We start from the raw sequence: 16,165 nt of genomic DNA, 5'->3' as shown, positions 1-16,165 counted from the left end.
TTGTATCTAGTTTCCAGGGGACAGATTTATGACAAGCATTAACACGAATTCTTCCGCACAGGCCGCTCTCCAGACGCTGCGCAGCGTCAACCAGGGCCTCAACAAAACGCAGAACCACGTTTCGTCGGGTTATCGCGTTGAAAAGGCTTCCGACAACGCTGCTTACTGGTCGATCGCAACGACCATGCGTTCGGACAACAAGGCACTGTCGGCCGTTTCCGACGCCCTCGGCGTTGGTGCTGCGAAGGTCGATACCGCTTACACCGCCATGGACAGCGCCATCGACGTCGTCGGCGAAATCAAGGCCAAGCTGGTTGCCGCAACTGAAAACGGCGTTGACAAGGCCAAGGTGCAGGAAGAAATCGGTCAGCTGCAGCAGCAGCTCCTGAGCATCGCTCAGTCGGCTTCCTTCAACGGCGAGAACTGGGTTGCCGGCGCTAACGGCACCAAGAGCGTCGTTTCGTCGTTCGTCCGTGACGGCTCCAACGCCGTATCGATCACCACGACCGACTACGTCCTCGACAGCGGCTCCGCCGGCAACGTTCTGTTCGGCATGAGCGCTGGCGCGGTTGAAACCTCCACGGGTATTCTCGGTACCTCGACGGGCGCGACCGGTTCGATCTACTCGATGGACATCACCAGCTTCACGGCCGGCCAGATCCAGTCGGCTCTGACGAACGTCGAATCGGCTCTGAAGTCGATGACCAGCGCCGGTGCTGCTCTCGGCTCGCTCTCCAGCCGCATCGACAGCCAGGAAGACTTCGTCTCGGCTCTCAGCGACTCGATCGACTCCGGTATCGGCCGTCTCGTCGACGCCGACATGGAGGAAGAATCCTCGAGGCTCAGCGCTCTGCAGACCCAGCAGCAGCTGGCGATCCAGTCGCTGTCGATCGCGAACTCCTCTTCGCAGAACATCCTGTCGCTCTTCCGTTAAAACGGTCGGCACAAGGCTTTCAAGTTTCGCGGCCGGCTCATCCCCGGCCGCGAAATGTTTTAACATAAGGTTAATGTAAATCTCTGTAAGTATCAGATATTTTTACGCAATTTCGATTTTGAATTTAGCTTTCCTTAACCATCTTGCTGTTTTCTAGGCCCATCGAAACGGCGAGTTAACCCTAACGAGAATGGTTAACAGGCATGATGCTGATCGCTGTGGGCCGGCCGAAAATCCGGAATGTCCCTTCTTAAAATCTGCCAACAAGGGGCAAACAAACTATGACGAGCATCAATACCAATAATGCTGCAATGGCAGCCCTCCAGACTCTGCGTGGCGTCAACCAGGGTCTCCAGACGACCCAGGCTCACGTTTCGTCCGGCTACCGCGTCGGCAAAGCTGCCGACAACGCTGCTTACTGGTCGATCGCAACGACCATGCGTTCGGATAACAAGGCTCTTTCGGCTGTTTCCGACGCTCTCGGCCTCGGCGCCGCCAAGGTCGACACCGCTTACTCCGCCATGGACAGCGCCATCGATGTCGTCGGCGATATCAAGGCCAAGCTCGTTGCCGCGACTGAAAACGGCGTCGACAAGGCCAAGGTCCAGGAAGAAATCAGCCAGCTGCAGCAGCAGCTCCTGAGCGTCGCTCAGTCGGCCTCCTTCTCCGGTGAAAACTGGGTTGCCGGCGCTAACGGCACCAAGAACGTCGTTGCCTCCTTCGTCCGCGACGGCTCCAACGCCGTTTCGGTCGTGATGACCGACTACGTTCTCGACAACAGCTCCACTGGCAACGTTCTGTTCGGCATGAGCGGCGGCGCGGTCGAAACCTCCACAGGTATCCTCGGTTCTTCGAACGGCGCGACCGGTTCGGTCTACGCGATGGACATCACCAACTTCACCCTCGGCGAGATCCAGTCCGCTCTGACCAACGTCGAATCGGCTCTGAAGTCCATGACCAGCGCCGGTGCTGCTCTCGGCTCGATCTCCAAGCGTATCGAACTTCAGGAAAACTTCGTGTCGGCTCTGAGCGACTCGATCGACTCCGGTATCGGCCGCCTCGTCGACGCTGACATGGAAGAAGAGTCCTCCAAGCTCAGCGCCCTCCAGACCCAGCAGCAGCTGGCTGTCCAGTCGCTGTCGATCGCGAACTCCTCTTCGCAGACCATCCTGTCGCTCTTCCGCGGCTAATAAGCGCCGGAAAATATGGCCCGCCGGTCTCCGGCGGGCACCTCGTGCCGAGCCGCGCTTCGACGAAGCGCGGCTTTCTTATTTCCGTTAACGATTGATTAACCATAATGTTGTCTTCTCAGCTCAACGAGACGGCGGGTTAACCGAAATTAACAACCGGTTAACAGGCATGAGGCTGATCCCCGTTCCCGGTAACATTCCGGAATGTCCCTTTTTCCCAGATGCCAACAAGGGGCAATCATTTCATGACCAGCATTTTGACGAACGTCGCGGCAATGGCCGCTCTTCAGACACTCCGCGGAATCAACGACAGCCTCGAAGACACGCAGAACCACGTCTCGTCGGGTTATCGTGTTGAAAAGGCTGCCGACAATGCCGCCTACTGGTCGATCGCAACGACCATGCGTTCGGACAACAAGGCGCTTTCGGCCGTGTCCGACGCTCTCGGTCTAGGCGCCGCCAAGGTCGACACCGCTTACTCCGCCATGGACAGCGCCATTGACGTCATCAGCGAGATCAAGGCGAAGATCGTTGCCGCAACCGAAAAGGGCGTCGACAAGACCAAGGTCCAGGAAGAAATCGGTCAGCTGCAGCAGCAGCTGCTCAGCATCGCACAGTCGGCTTCCTTCTCCGGTGAAAACTGGGTCGCCGGTGCCGACGGCACCAAGAGCGTCGTGTCGACCTTCGTCCGCGACGGAAACGGCAACGTCTCGGTCAAGACGACGGACTACGTCCTGGACACGAGCTCTACGGGCAATGTTCTTTTCGGCATGACCTCGACCGGTACGATCGAGACGAGTTCCGGCATTATCGGCACGTCCTACGGCACGATCGGTTCGATCTACTCTATGGACATCAGCACCTTCGGTTCGGCTGAGATTTCCATGGCCCTGACCTCGATTGAGGCCGGCCTCGAAGCGATGACCAAGGCTGCATCGCAACTCGGTTCGATTTCGACGCGTATCGAATTGCAGGAAAACTTCGTCGGAGCGCTCACCGATTCGATCGATTCGGGCGTCGGCCGCCTCGTCGATGCTGACATGGAAGAGGAATCGAGCAAGCTGACGGCGTTGCAGACCCAGCAGCAGCTGGCGATCCAGTCGCTGTCGATCGCCAACTCCAGCGCTCAGAACATCCTCACGCTGTTCCGCAGCTAAATCAGCCGCTGAAGCTGGACCGAATCTTGCGCCGCCGTTCGGCCGCAAGCAGAAAACCTTCCGGACCGCGCCCGAAACGGCGCGGTTCTTTCTTTGACAACAATGGTTTGACTTGCGAGGCAATCCGAATGTCGCGCTCGCGGCGCCGCTCTTGCCCAACAAGTTGATATCGAGTTAACTTCGCCTTGAGTTGATTTGCTTTTGCGACGCGCCGGTGAAATTTCGCCGGAGGCATGAGGCCACTTCAGTCGCCGCCGGCAATCCGGCCTGCCCTTTCATCTTATTCCGAGACCCTGTCGATGACCGTTAAGATTACCAGCGCGGCCGCGGTGAATGCACTTGCGGTGCTGCGCAGCATCAACAAAGAAGCCAGTCAGACCCAGCAGCAAGTTTCTTCGGGCTATCGGATCGAGACGGCCGCAGACGATGCCTCCTACTGGTCGGTCGCCACTGTCATGCGCTCGGATAGCACCAATCTCGGCACGATCGGCGATGCGCTGGGTCTCGGCGCTGCCAAGGTGGATGCGACCTACACGGCAATGAATTCGGCGCTCGATCTCGTCAGCCAGATCCGCGCCAAGCTGGTTGCTGCAAGAGAGCCCGGCACCGACAAGGACAAGATCAATGCCGAGATCAGCGAATATAAGGAGCAGCTGAAGACCGTTGTCGAATCAACGTCGTTTGCAGGCGAGAACTGGTTGCTGAACAGTGACAAGACCGCGCCGCCGGCATGGTCGGTCATTTCAGGCTTCGTGCGCGCCTCGACGGGCGAATACCAGGCCCAGACCATCGACTTCCCTTCGTCGCAGACCATCCTCATCGACAAGAACAATGCGAGCGGTGGCCTGTTCACCAAGGCGATTGACGCCCAGGCGATCAACAACAGCGGCACCGGACCGCGGAATTATTACCTGCTGGACGCCGGTTCGACCACGCCGGCGACGGGCAGCGAAATCGCGATCGGCAAGAACACCACCGACGCCCAGCTCGTCGACATGCTCGATGTGACCGACTCCCTGTTCTCCTCACTGACGACGACGGCAGCCTCCATCGGTGTGATGAAGACGCGTATCGACGATCAGATCGATTACGCCGCTGATCTGTCGGATTCGATCGACAAAAGCGTCGGCGCGCTCGTCGATACCGATATGGATGAGGCTTCGATCCGCCAGAAGGCGATTGAAACCCAGAAGCAGATGGCCGTCGAAGCGATCTCGATCCTCAACACGGCTGCGAGCAAGATCCTCATTCTGCTGGAATAGAGCTGGGCGTGATCACTGATGGCGGCGGCGCCATTCATCTTCGCGCAAGTTTGACTTCCTAGTTTCCGGCATGAAGGCATCGTCCGAAAATCGTGCCGGTGCAAGGTCAAGCCCTTGTTCGCTGCGAAGGACATGTCGCGCACAAGGTCATTTTGAACGGGGGCGGGCATGCCGCACGTCTCCCGGACGCTGGATGGTTTCTATGAGCATTTCGCTTTCTCGGTATTTGCAGGACTTCGGCGAACCGAAGCCGTCAGGGCCGATCATCGATATCGACGATTTGGCCGGAGATGTTTTTCCGGAGCCGCCGAGCGAACCGCCGGTCGACCTCGAGGCGGAGCGGCGTGACGCCTATGCGCAAGGCCATGCCGCGGCGACCGCTGATTTGGCCGAGAAATACGAAAGCGAGGCGCGCGCTCTGGCCGAGGCCCATGCGCGGGCGCTCGAGGAACTGAAGATTCGCTATGAAGTGGAGGCGGCGGCGGTCATTGCATCCCGCGTCCGCGATATCGCCGAAGAAGTCGCTCAGCTGGTCAGCGCTGGCGCAGCCACGGCCATTGCGCCCGTCGTGACGGACGCGCTTGCGGCGAAGGCTGCCGAAAGTCTCGCCGCTTTGCTGCGTGAAGCGATTCTCGAAGGCGCGGCCGGACCGATCGTCGTCAGGGGGCCGACCAGCCTCTTCGACATATTGAAGGCCGAGCTCGGCGAACATGTTGCCGCGGTTCGGCACATCGAGGCAGACGATGTCGATCTAGCCGTCGAAATCGGTGAATCCGTCATCGTCACCCGTATGTCCGCCTGGGCGGCCAGCTTGAAGAAAGTTCTCGAATGAGCGACGGCGAAAACCATCACCACGGCAGAAACGAGATCATTATCGTCAAGCGGCATGGCGGCGGTGATCACGATGGTGCCCACGGCGGTGCGTGGAAAATTGCATATGCCGACTTCATGACGGCGATGATGGCATTCTTCCTGGTCATGTGGCTGGTCAACGCCGCCAACGAGGAGACCAAGGCCGCGGTCGCGACCTATTTCAATCCGATCAAGCTTGCCGACGAAAAGCCGACCGAGAAAGGCCTGAAGAAGCCTGTCGACCATGCCGAGGGCGAGGAGAAGAAGGAAAAGTCGAAACAGAAGGAAGATAATCCGACCGAGGGCAAGTCCGCCGCCGATGGTGACGACCAGACATCGACCTCAGGCGACCAGACCAATTATTCCGAGGCCGATTTCTTCGAGAATCCTTATTCGGTTCTCGCCGAGATCGCCCAGGAGGTGGGCCAGCAGGCCAATGTCAGCGCCAAGGGCGATGGCGGCGCGGCCGATTCCGGCCCTGCCACCGGCGCCGATGGCGGTCAAGCCTATCGCGATCCCTTCGATCCGGATTTCTGGACGAAGCAGGTGGAGGTGACAACGGCCGGAAAACCCCTGCCGCCCGGCAAGAGCGAGGAGCAGGCGGCCGAGAGCGAGACGACGGAGATCGCCAAGGCAGAGGATATGAAGCCGGTGCCTTTGGCGAGCGATCAGAAGCCCGCTAAGGAAGCGCCCGCCAAGGAAGCCAAGCAGACCAAGGAAACGACCGGCCCCGCCGAGACCAGGGACGGCAAGGCGACGGATGGCAGGGCGCCTGAGGAGAAGAAGGCGGAAGCTCGGAAGGACGTCGAGCATCAGAAGGAAGCCGACAAGAGCGCGGCTGGGACCGAGCAGCAGAAGAAGGAAGCCGAACAGCTTCAGGCGGAGATCGCGCAACAGATCGGCGGTGTTGCCGGCAAGCTCGCCGAAGGCCTGACAGTGACGGCAGCCGAAGGCGGCCTGCTGGTCAGCATCTCCGACCAGAACGACGATTCGATGTTCAATATCGGTTCGGCCGTTCCGCGCCAGGAGATGGTGCTCGCCATGGAAAAGATCGGGACGATCCTGAAGGAGAGGGGGGGCGCAGTCGCCGTCCGCGGCCACACGGACGGGCGCCAATACAAGGGCGGGCAGAACGAGAACTGGCGGCTTTCGATGGATCGCGCCCAGAGCGCCTATTACATGCTCGTGCGCGGCGGGCTGGACGAGACGCGCGTCTCCCAGGTCTCCGGTTTCGCCGACCGTCGGCTGAAGCTTCCCGCCGACCCGTTCAATGCGGCCAACCGTCGGATCGAGATCCTGGTGCAGGCGGAATAGGGATAGTCGGATGGCGCGTCGGCAGCATCGCTACGTCGGATTTATGGCCCTCGGCCTGGCGATGCTTTCGCCTGCCGCAGGCAAAGCGCAGGATCCGGACGATCTTGCGCCGTACAAGATGCTGCGGTCGCTGCAGTTCGTACAGGATTCCGTCGTCGCCGGCGATCATTCGGCCGGCGAAATGCAGCGCTTCATGTTGGGAACCATCGACGAACGGCTGCGAACGGCCGATACAAAGATTTTCGATGACGACCGCAATGTCGATGCGGCGCTGATCTATACGATGAGCGGCGGCAATCCCCAGACGCTCGAATATCTGATCGCCCATGACGTCAACGGCTATTTCGACAACCGCGTCACCGATGTGCTGCGCAAATATCTGACGGGCAAGGGGCTGCTCGTCGCCAAGACGCTGGAGGAAACCGCTAAGGAATATCGCGACAAGAAGATCGGTCCATACCTGGCGCTGATCGGCGGCAACGTGATGATCGCCAGCAAACCGACAGATGCGCTTGGCCTCTACGACCAGGCACGTCTGGCCGCGCCGGGCACGATTGTCGAGGAGGCGGCCTTGCGCCGTTCCCTCGCCATCTGCGTCGACAAGGGAATGCTCGACAAGGGGCTCGCCTATTCGCAGCGTTATGCCAGACGCTTCCTGCATTCGCCCTATGCTAGCCAGTTCGCCGATCTTTTCGTCAAGCTCGTCGTCGCCCATGATCACGATGTGAAACCGCATGATGTCGTCGATATCCTCTCCTTCATGGATGCCCCGCGCCAGCGCGAGGTCTATCTGCGCATCGCCCGCGCTGCAGCGATAGCGGGCAAGCCTGAGCTGGCGCGCATGGCGGTCGAACATGTGCAGCTGCTTAGCGCGGGTACCGACAATGCCTTCGGCCCGCTGGCAGATTTTTATGGCGGTATGGCCGGCCTTCCGACGGACGATATCGACCAGGCGGCGAAGAACGTCAGCGACATCGATGGTGAAACGCTTTCGCCGCGGGATCAGGCGCTGCAGGCGGCGGCGCGGTCCGTTGCCGAGCAAATCCTGCGTGCGCCGGATCCGGCAAGCTTGACGCAAGCATCCAATCCTAACACTTCTCATCAAGAAATCACTTCTGAAAAGGCTGCTGCGATAGCCACGCAACCGGGGACGCCAAGCGCGCCTCCCGAGCCTGTTCCGGGAGGTGTGGCATCGACTGGCCAGAGCCAGGATACCGACTCCTCATTCAACGCATTTGTGACGACCAGCCGGTCCAAGCTCGACGAGATCGATGGTCTGCTGGCGCAGGAAGGCAACGAACAATGATGGATTTGAGCGTCTCGGGCGGAGCCTCTGGTGCGGAGGCGGCTGCGGCCGCGAAATCCGCCAAGGCTGGAAAGGGCGATGCCACCGGTCAGCAGGGCGGCTTCTCCGATGTGCTTGCCAAGACAGGCGGCAGCGCCTTCGACGACGCGCCCGACGATGCGCAGCCGGATCAAAGTGTCGCCGATGGCGATCCAGGGAAAGTGACACGAACGATCCGCAGCCGCAGCGGCGCCAAACCGCTGATCGATCTCGGCGGCGCCGCGCTCAAGGCACAGGCCGAGGTGCAGCCGGAGACGATCGCCAATGTCGAAAAGGCCGCGGCAAGACCTGCAAAGGATGGGCTCAAACCGCCGGTCGGCGTCGGCAAGCTCGATGCCGAGGATCAATCCGCCGACGAGGCCGCGCAGGCGGCCAAGGGCGTCAAGCGCGTCAAGGCGGAGATCCCGAAAACAGATGCGGATACGGACAGTGAGGCCGATGACGGCGGCATTTCCGATGTGCTCGGGCTGCTGAAGCAGGAGGCCGCCAATGGCACGGCTTCGCCAGCCGTGGCAGCCGTCCATCAAGCCCTCACCAAGACCGGCGAGGCCGGATCTGCCGAGAAGACGACCGTTGGTGTCGACGCCAAAACGAGCGGGCACGCATCCGACGCCCTGGCGGTCGTCAGCGGCAATGTCGAAAGCGTCAAGGCTGATGATATCAGGGTTCCCGGCGCCGAGAACACCGAAGCCGCCGACGGCCGGACGTTCCGGATCAGTCGCGCCGATGGCCGCGGCGTGTCGATGGACGTTCACCGCGGCGCGGAACAGGCCGGGCCGAAGGACGGTGCGAAGAAGACCGATGTCGAAAACGTCTCGGTCCTCGAATCGCGCCGCTATATCGGCTTGGCGCAGAACACCAATTCCGCCGCGGTCACCGCGGCTCTCGCTGGTGACTCCGAATGGGCGCGCGCCATGCAGCCGAGTTCGGCGCTCTCCAACGCGGCGGAATGGACGAGCACCGGCAAGGTGGTCAATACGCTGAAGATCCAGATGAACCCGATCGATCTTGGCCTGGTGACGGCGACCATGCGCCTGGCTGGCGACGCCCTGAACGTCGACCTCAAGGTCGAAACCGGCACAGCCTACCGGCAGCTGAAGGAAGATCACGGCAAGATTCTCGAATCTCTGCGCAGCCAGGGCTATGCGGTCGAAAACGTTACCATCAGCCTGGCCCCCGTCGAGCGGGCCGACGTTGGCAACCAGGCCGACGGCCAGGGGCAGGCCTCCCAGCAGCAGTCGCTGCCGCAGCAAGGGCAGGGCAGCGAGGCGCGCGAGCGCCACAATCAGGTGGCGCAGCGGACGGATGGAGGCTTCAATGGCGCAGGCGAGACCGGTATCGAAGACGTCTTTGCTGGCGGTGCTCGCAGCAGCAGCGCTGGCGGCGTTTACCTCTGAGGCAGCCGCTTCCACCGGTGCCTGCGAACGCGAAATCCAGTCGGCTGCGGTCAAATACGGCATCCCGGAAGGCATCCTCTATTCGGTTGGGCTGACGGAGACCGGTCGCAAGGGCTCACTTTATCCCTATGCCATGAACGTCGAAGGCAGGGCGATTTTTCCGCCTTCGGAAGAGGATGCGATGAGGCAGTTCGATGTCGCCCGAAGAAGCGGGGCGAAGCTAATCGACATCGGATGCATGCAGATCAATCACTATTATCATGGCGAGAATTTCGCCTCCGCCGAAGATATGTTCGATCCGCATCGCAACGTCGAATATGCGGCGAAGTTTCTCCGCAACCTGCATGACCGTCATGAGACGTGGACAATGGCGGTAGCCAGATACCATGCAGGGCCAAATAACAACCCGGCGCAGAAGCAATATGTCTGTCGCGTCATCGCCAATTTGGTGGCCACGGGCTATGGCAAATGGACTCCCAATGCGAGTAACTTCTGCCAAAATTAATTCAACCAAAAATGGAAGTGCCAAATTGTGACGGAACTGTGTCATAATGTGGCAGGAATCCGGCGTCAAATCGACGTGCAAGTCACATTTAACTGCTCGTTAACTTTTCCACGAAACTTTTGTGTGGATATCCGAGTCAGGCCACTAGATGTAGATCAAATCGCAACGCGGGTCTTAATCAATTATTAATTTCCGCCATTCACTTTAACGAGTTGTCGCCGATTCGTGCGATTCGTACCCATAGATCATCGAAGTGCCACACTGATTCGGAGGCGGACGAATGATCGTAGTGGTTGATGAGCGTGAGCTCGTGAAAGACGGATACACATCCCTGTTTGGCCGGGAGGGCATTCCCTCCACCGGCTTTGATCCATCGGAATTCGGCGAGTGGGTACAGACCGCTGCCGATTCGGATATTGCGGCGGTCGAGGCCTTTTTGATCGGTCAGGGCCAACGCAGCTTCGAGCTGCCCCGGGCGATCCGGGACCGCTCGATGGCGCCGGTGATCGCGGTCAGCGACCAGCCCTCGCTCGAAAACACCCTTGCGCTTTTCGATTGCGGCGTCGACGACGTGGTACGCAAGCCTGTCCATCCCCGCGAAATCCTCGCCAGGGCGGCCGCGATCCGGCGCCGGCTGAAGGCGATCGCCAACTACACCGATATCGGCGGCATCCGTGTCTTCTCGGATGGTCGTGACCCCGAGATCAACGGCGAAGTCTTCGCGCTTCCCCGGCGCGAGCGCCGCATCCTCGAATATTTGATCGCCAATCGCGGTCGCCGGGTCACCAAGACCCAGATCTTCAACGCCATCTACGGCATCTTCGATGAGGAGGTCGAGGAGAACGTCGTCGAAAGCCACATCTCGAAGCTGCGCAAGAAGCTGCGCAAGAAGCTCGGTGTCGATCCGGTCGATTCCAAGCGCTTCCTTGGCTACTGCATCGACTGGGCCTGATTTTTCCGGCCGGACAGCGGCGTCCGGCTGAACCTCGAGATTGGCCTCGCTGCTCGCCATCACAGACAGCTTCACGCAAGGCCCGACAAATACTCTCGAGTTTAACAGGTAAAACGAGGTTTTCAGATGAGCATTTTCGGCAGCATGAAGACGGCAGTGTCGGGCATGAACGCGCAGGCAAACCGCCTCAGCACCGTCTCCGACAACATTGCCAACGTGAACACCACCGGTTACAAGGCCGTGTCGACGAGCTTCTCCTCGCTGGTTCTCCCCTCCTCGGGCGGCAATTACAACTCCGGCGGCGTTCAGACCTCCGTGCGCCAGGCGGTCTCCGACCAAGGCGATATTTCTTACACGACCTCCTCCACCGATCTTGCGATTTCGGGCGACGGCTTCTTCATTGTCCAAGGGCCTGACGGCACACCGGTTCTGACCCGCGCCGGCGACTTCCAGAAGGACGACGAAGGCAATCTCGTCAATGCCGCCGGCTTCCAGTTGATGGGCTATTCCTACGACTCCGGCGCTCCTGCCGTCGTCGTCAACGGCTTCGACGGCCTCGTCCCCGTCAACGTCAATCAGGATGGTCTGACCGCAATCGCGTCGACATCAGGTGTCTTCAAGGGGAACCTTGATTCCAACGCCAACGTCGCGCCGGTTGCCCCGGCGACCCTTCCAAGCGCAAACCTCGCGACCACCACCGCCGACACCAAAAAGGTCTCGATGGTCGCCTATGACCGTCTCGGCAACAAGGTGATGTACGACTTCTACTTCACGAAGACCTCGGTGGTTACGCCGCCGCCGGCAACCGGTACCGCTGCGACCTGGGAGGTTGCAGTCTTTCGCAACGCCAACGCGGCGACGGGTGGCACAACTTCATTTCCGTACAGCGCCGGTGGCGCTGTCGGATCGGGATCGCTAACCTTTGACCGTGACGGCAAGATGCTCACTGGCGGCACCCTCAGCATCAACGATACGACCACCGGCCAGACGATAGCAATGGATCTCTCCGGCTTTACTCAACTCGGCGCCGCCTTTTCCGGCACCGGTACGCCGAACGGTCAGGCGGCGACCCCGGTCAAGGACGTCACCATCGACGGCGACGGCATCGTCTACGCCAAGTATGAAGACGGCAGCACCAAGCCGCTTTACCGCATTCCGCTCGCCAACGTTGCAAGCCCCGACAAGCTGACGCTGATGAGCGGCAACGTCTACAGCGCCAACGGACAATCGGGCGTCACCGTCACCGGCTTCCCGCAGACCAACGGGCTCGGCACGATCAAATCAGGTGCTCTCGAGGGTTCGAACGTCGATCTCGCCGGCGAACTGACCGAGATGATCGAAGCGCAGCGCAGCTACACCGCCAATTCGAAAGTGTTTCAGACGGGGTCCGACATCATGGACGTCCTCGTCAACCTCAAGAGATAAGTAAGGTAACGGCTAAGCCATGTCGCTCACGTCCGCACTGAATACCGCGCAGAACATATTCAACAATACCGGCACGCAGAGCAGTGTCGTATCGAACAATATCTCGAATGCGGGCAACAAGGATTACGTGCGCCGACAGGCGATGCTCACCACGTCACTCAACGGCGCGCAGGTGGTCAAGATCAACCGGGCACAGGAAGATGCCCTACTGCGTCAGTATCTGAAGACCTCCTCTCAGGATAGTGCCCAGCAGACCCTGCTGGGCGGTCTCGAAGACCTCAAATCGATCATGGGCGGCAACGACTACGAAACGTCGCCGTCCACTTATCTCGGTGTTTTCCAGCAGAAGCTCCAGGCGTTCCGCACCACGCCCGGCAGTACAGTCGCCGCGCAGGGCGCCGTCACCGCCGCCCAGGACGTCGCCAACTCGCTGAACAATGCCTCGCAGTCCGTTCAGGACGTTCGCGCCAACGCCGACAAGGAAATCACCACCGCCGTCGATACGCTGAATACGCTCCTCAGCCAGTTCGAGAAGGCTAACAATGCGGTCAAGACCGCCACCGCCTCCGGTACGGATGCATCCGGCGCTCTCGATGAACGCGAGAAAGTTCTGAAGCAGATTTCGCAAATCGTCGGCGTCAGCGCGACGACGCGCGATAACAACGACATGGTGTTGAGCACGCCGGACGGAACGATCCTCTTCGAGACGATCCCGCGCAAGGTGACGTTCAAGTCCCAGGATATCTATACCGCCACCACGGTCGGCAATTCTGTCTATATCGACGGCGTGGCGCTGCCGCTCGGCAAGGGTTCGACGACGACGGGACAGGGAAGCCTCCAGTCGCTCCTGCAGATTCGTGACGAGATCGCCCCCAACTTCCAGAAGCAGCTCGACGAAATCGCCCGTGGCCTCGTCTCGCTCTTCAAGGAGCAGAACACGGCAGGCCCCCCGGCCTATGTGCCTGGCCTCTTCACCTGGAGCGGCGGCACGGTAGATACTGGCGCCACCGCGGTCGCCGGCATGGCGTCGACCATCACGGTCAGCACCCGCGTAATCACCTCACAGGGCGGCGATCCGATGCGTCTGCGCGATGGTGGCGTCAACGCCGCCGGCGTCGTCCTGAATACGTCAGGCGTCAGCGGTTATACGGCTGAGCTCGACCGCCTTTATACGGCGATGACATCCGACATGGATTTCGACCCGGCAGCTGGAGCGCCGGTCGGCTTCGACGCCACGACGGGCATCGATTCCAACGTGAGCATAATGGAATATGCCACGAATTCACTCGGCTGGCTCGAGCAGTACCGCAGCAACGCAACGACGGCGGCCGAAAACACTTCGGCGGCACTGTCGCGCTCCGACGAAGCCTATTCCAATGAGACCGGCGTCAACCTCGACGAGGAACTGACGCTGCTCCTCGACATCGAGCAGTCCTACAAAGCGGCGACCAAGATTCTGAACGCCGTAGACGAAATGTTGAAGTCATTGCTGGATATCGCGAGTTAAGCCATGAAGAGCTCATTTATTTCAAGTTCGGCCATTCAGAATGCGATGCGGTTGACGATCCGTCAGGCGCAGAACCAGATGACGAAGGCGACGATGGAAGCAACGACGGGAGTCTATGCAGACATCGGCATCTCGCTCGGCGGTAATGCGGCCAGGAGCGTGGATTTCACCCGCGAGACCGACAGAATAGACTCGATCAAAGCAAGCAATTCGCTCGTCAGCGCACGCATGGAATCCTCGCAGCTCGGTCTTTCCAAGATGAAGGACGTTGGCGATGGCCTCGTTTCGAAGCTGACGGCGCTGCAGGGCAGCCACGATCCGGGCAGCATAACCGTCGCCATTCAGTCGGCCACCAGCGCACTTTCGACCATGATGGATACGGCCAACACCATGGTGAACGGGGAATATCTGTTCTCCGGCATCAACACCGACGTGCAGCCGCTGACCGACAAGACGACCGCAACCAGTACGGCAATCGTTACCGCTTTGAACACTTATGCAGCCGGCCTTATCCCGCCGAAAGCGGTCAGCGACCTCACCGGCGCTGAAATGGAGACCTTCATCACGTCGACGGTCGAACCGATGTTCAGCGAAGCGAACTGGACGGCTGCGGGGACCGGCTGGTCGCAGGCGTCGAGCCAGAACATGACGAGCCGCATCAGCAACTCGGAAGTGATCGAATCTTCGACCAATGCCAATTCCGAAGGCATGCGCTATTTGGCGCTTGCTTCGGTCATGACCACCGCGCTGCTCGGCCAGAACCTCAGCACCGATGCAATGACGACGGTGTCCAAGCAGGCCATCAGCTACACGGCCAAGGCCACGAGCGGTCTCGTGACGCAGGCAAGCCAGCTCGGCCTCTCCCAGGAGCGCGTCAAGAAGTCCAACGACGCTCTCGACGCTCAGTCGAACATTATCAAGAACAAGCTGGTCGATCTTCAGGGCGTCGATCCGTACGAAGCCTCCACTCTCGTCAAGACTTTGGAAACGCAGCTTGAAACCGCTTACACGATCGTCTCGAAGATCCAGCAGTTGAGTCTCGTGAACTACCTTTGATGAGCAAAGGCGCGCAATAAAGAAGGATGCATGAATGTATCAGTTCTCATATGCCGAAGTCATGCAGGACTCGGTGGCCGACGCGAAAGAGCGGGAATGGCAGGTTCTTGACCGGTCCATAGAGCTGCTGTCGTTGGCGCGCGACAAGGAAAAATACGGCCGGGAAGCCATCGAAGCCCTGTTTTATACGCGCCGGGTGTGGATCAGCTTTATCGAGGATCTGAAACATCCGGAAAACCAGCTGGATGTCCAGCTCAGGGCCAACCTCATCTCGATTGCGATCTGGATATTGAAGGAATGCGACAGGATCAGAAAACGTCTGTCTAACAACTACCAGGGCATCATCGACGTTACCACCATCATCAGGGATGGACTTAAATGAAAAGTACACTACGCATTTCTCTGAAAGCCGGGGAAAGAATCTTCATCAACGGCGCCGTCCTGCGTGTCGACCGCAAGGTCGCGCTGGAATTCCTGAATGATGTGACGTTCCTTCTCGAAAATCACGTCCTCCAGCCGGAAGGTGCGACGACGCCCCTGCGCCAGCTCTACTTCATCGCGCAGATGATCCTCATCAACCCCGAGGGCAAGGAGCACTCGACGGCGATGTTCCGCAAGTCGATCACCATGCTGCTCACCTGCTTCAAGAATGAAGAAATCCTCGCCGAACTGAAGCGCATCGACGCACTTGTGTCGACCGGCCGCGCCTTCGATGCGCTGAAGGCGATCCGCGGTCTCTACGCCATCGAAGACAATATTCTCAACAACCACGAACTGCCGCCGACGATGGTCGAGCAGATCCGCAGGGAGATCGCACCATGGCGGTAGATGCAACGTCAAAAGTGACGAGCTCGACCTCGACCGGCACGTCAAGCTCGACCCAGAAGGCGACGCTGAACTACGACAACTTCCTTCAGCTGCTCATCGCGCAGATGAAGAACCAGGATCCGACCGATCCGATGGATGCAAGTGAGCAGGTCGCTCAGCTTGCGACCTTCTCGCAGGTCGAGCAGACGATCCAGACCAACACCAAGCTGGATACGCTTCTGGCAAGCTCGAGCCTGACGCAGGCCAGCAGCTATGTCGGCAAATATATGGAAAGCGCCGACGGCACCGTCAAAGGCGTCATTGATTCCGTCAAAGTTTATTCCGACGGCATCATTGCGACGACCACGGATGGCGATAAGATACTCGTGCAGGCGGGAATCACTGTTGCCGACGAGGCGCCGAGCAGCGGCTCCTGACGCAAGGGGCGCCAGGAGCGCGCTA

17 protein-coding genes are annotated in these 16,165 nt (G+C 59.7%); 16 read left to right on the top strand and 1 reads right to left on the bottom strand.

Translation table 11 applies throughout. From position 1 onward, the window contains the following. Positions 1-28: 28 nt before the first annotated feature. The 3 genes from HJC00_RS01610 to HJC00_RS01600 all read left to right on the top strand — a co-directional run bounded on the left by HJC00_RS01610 (position 29) and on the right by HJC00_RS01600 (position 3,281). Positions 29-934 (top strand): flagellin, encoded by a 906-nt coding sequence (locus HJC00_RS01610; protein WP_210629198.1) that lies wholly within the window; start codon positions 29-31, stop codon positions 932-934. A gap of 281 nt (positions 935-1,215) precedes the next feature. Continuing rightward, positions 1,216-2,124: a flagellin gene (locus HJC00_RS01605; protein ID WP_184457286.1), complete on the top strand. Its 909-nt coding sequence runs from the start codon at positions 1,216-1,218 to the stop codon at positions 2,122-2,124. Positions 2,125-2,369: 245 nt separating this feature from the next. Next, positions 2,370-3,281, top strand: coding sequence for a flagellin (locus HJC00_RS01600; protein ID WP_210629197.1), 912 nt, complete (start codon positions 2,370-2,372; stop codon positions 3,279-3,281). A 1-nt stretch (position 3,282) separates the two neighbouring features. Here the strand turns inward: HJC00_RS01600 and HJC00_RS01595 are convergent, their stop codons facing one another. Beyond that, positions 3,283-3,516: a hypothetical protein gene (locus HJC00_RS01595; RefSeq protein ID WP_210629196.1), complete on the bottom strand. Its 234-nt coding sequence runs from the start codon at positions 3,514-3,516 to the stop codon at positions 3,283-3,285. 64 nt (positions 3,517-3,580) lie between these two features. Between HJC00_RS01595 and HJC00_RS01590 the strand changes: the two genes are divergently transcribed. The 13 genes from HJC00_RS01590 to flgD all read left to right on the top strand — a co-directional run bounded on the left by HJC00_RS01590 (position 3,581) and on the right by flgD (position 16,140). Beyond that, positions 3,581-4,543, top strand: coding sequence for a flagellin (locus HJC00_RS01590; protein WP_210629195.1), 963 nt, complete (start codon positions 3,581-3,583; stop codon positions 4,541-4,543). A 202-nt stretch (positions 4,544-4,745) separates the two neighbouring features. After that, positions 4,746-5,375 carry a hypothetical protein gene (locus HJC00_RS01585; RefSeq protein ID WP_221163548.1) on the top strand — a complete coding sequence of 210 codons (630 nt, stop codon included), beginning with the start codon at positions 4,746-4,748 and terminating at the stop codon, positions 5,373-5,375. Further along, the gene (locus HJC00_RS01580; RefSeq protein ID WP_210629193.1) at positions 5,372-6,709 is read left to right on the top strand and encodes a MotB family protein; all 1,338 of its coding nucleotides are present in this window, start codon (positions 5,372-5,374) and stop codon (positions 6,707-6,709) included. The genes HJC00_RS01585 and HJC00_RS01580 overlap by 4 nt, the downstream gene beginning before the upstream one ends. 10 nt (positions 6,710-6,719) lie before the next feature. Next, the gene (gene motC / locus HJC00_RS01575; RefSeq protein ID WP_210629192.1) at positions 6,720-8,015 is read left to right on the top strand and encodes a chemotaxis protein MotC; all 1,296 of its coding nucleotides are present in this window, start codon (positions 6,720-6,722) and stop codon (positions 8,013-8,015) included. Next, positions 8,012-9,451 carry a flagellar hook-length control protein FliK gene (locus HJC00_RS01570; RefSeq protein ID WP_210629191.1) on the top strand — a complete coding sequence of 480 codons (1,440 nt, stop codon included), beginning with the start codon at positions 8,012-8,014 and terminating at the stop codon, positions 9,449-9,451. The genes motC and HJC00_RS01570 overlap by 4 nt, the downstream gene beginning before the upstream one ends. Continuing rightward, positions 9,372-9,956 (top strand): lytic transglycosylase domain-containing protein, encoded by a 585-nt coding sequence (locus tag HJC00_RS01565; RefSeq protein ID WP_210629190.1) that lies wholly within the window; start codon positions 9,372-9,374, stop codon positions 9,954-9,956. Before HJC00_RS01570 ends, HJC00_RS01565 begins: the two co-directional genes overlap by 80 nt. A 280-nt stretch (positions 9,957-10,236) precedes the next feature. Beyond that, positions 10,237-10,908 (top strand): transcriptional activator Rem, encoded by a 672-nt coding sequence (gene rem, locus HJC00_RS01560; RefSeq protein WP_064709879.1) that lies wholly within the window; start codon positions 10,237-10,239, stop codon positions 10,906-10,908. 126 nt (positions 10,909-11,034) lie between these two features. Continuing rightward, positions 11,035-12,333: a flagellar hook protein FlgE gene (locus HJC00_RS01555; protein ID WP_184457300.1), complete on the top strand. Its 1,299-nt coding sequence runs from the start codon at positions 11,035-11,037 to the stop codon at positions 12,331-12,333. A 19-nt stretch (positions 12,334-12,352) separates the two neighbouring features. Beyond that, entirely contained in the window at positions 12,353-13,840 is a 1,488-nt protein-coding gene (gene flgK / locus HJC00_RS01550) for a flagellar hook-associated protein FlgK (protein WP_210629189.1), read from the top strand. 3 nt (positions 13,841-13,843) lie between these two features. Further along, on the top strand, positions 13,844-14,896 hold the full coding sequence (locus HJC00_RS01545; protein WP_210629188.1) for a flagellar hook-associated family protein: 1,053 nt from the start codon (positions 13,844-13,846) through the stop codon (positions 14,894-14,896). 34 nt (positions 14,897-14,930) lie between these two features. Continuing rightward, positions 14,931-15,278, top strand: coding sequence for a flagellar biosynthesis regulator FlaF (flaF, locus tag HJC00_RS01540; protein WP_210629187.1), 348 nt, complete (start codon positions 14,931-14,933; stop codon positions 15,276-15,278). Further along, positions 15,275-15,724 (top strand): flagellar biosynthesis repressor FlbT, encoded by a 450-nt coding sequence (gene flbT, locus HJC00_RS01535; RefSeq protein WP_064693845.1) that lies wholly within the window; start codon positions 15,275-15,277, stop codon positions 15,722-15,724. The genes flaF and flbT overlap by 4 nt, the downstream gene beginning before the upstream one ends. Next, positions 15,715-16,140 carry a flagellar hook assembly protein FlgD gene (gene flgD, locus HJC00_RS01530; protein ID WP_210629186.1) on the top strand — a complete coding sequence of 142 codons (426 nt, stop codon included), beginning with the start codon at positions 15,715-15,717 and terminating at the stop codon, positions 16,138-16,140. The genes flbT and flgD overlap by 10 nt, the downstream gene beginning before the upstream one ends. Positions 16,141-16,165 lie beyond the last annotated feature (25 nt).

The sequence above is a fragment of the Rhizobium sp. NLR22b genome, assembly GCF_019685295.1.
Classification (GTDB): Bacteria; Pseudomonadota; Alphaproteobacteria; order Rhizobiales; family Rhizobiaceae; genus Rhizobium.
Note: the sequence above shows the minus strand (reverse complement) of the source record. Positions and strands in the feature narration are given on the sequence as shown.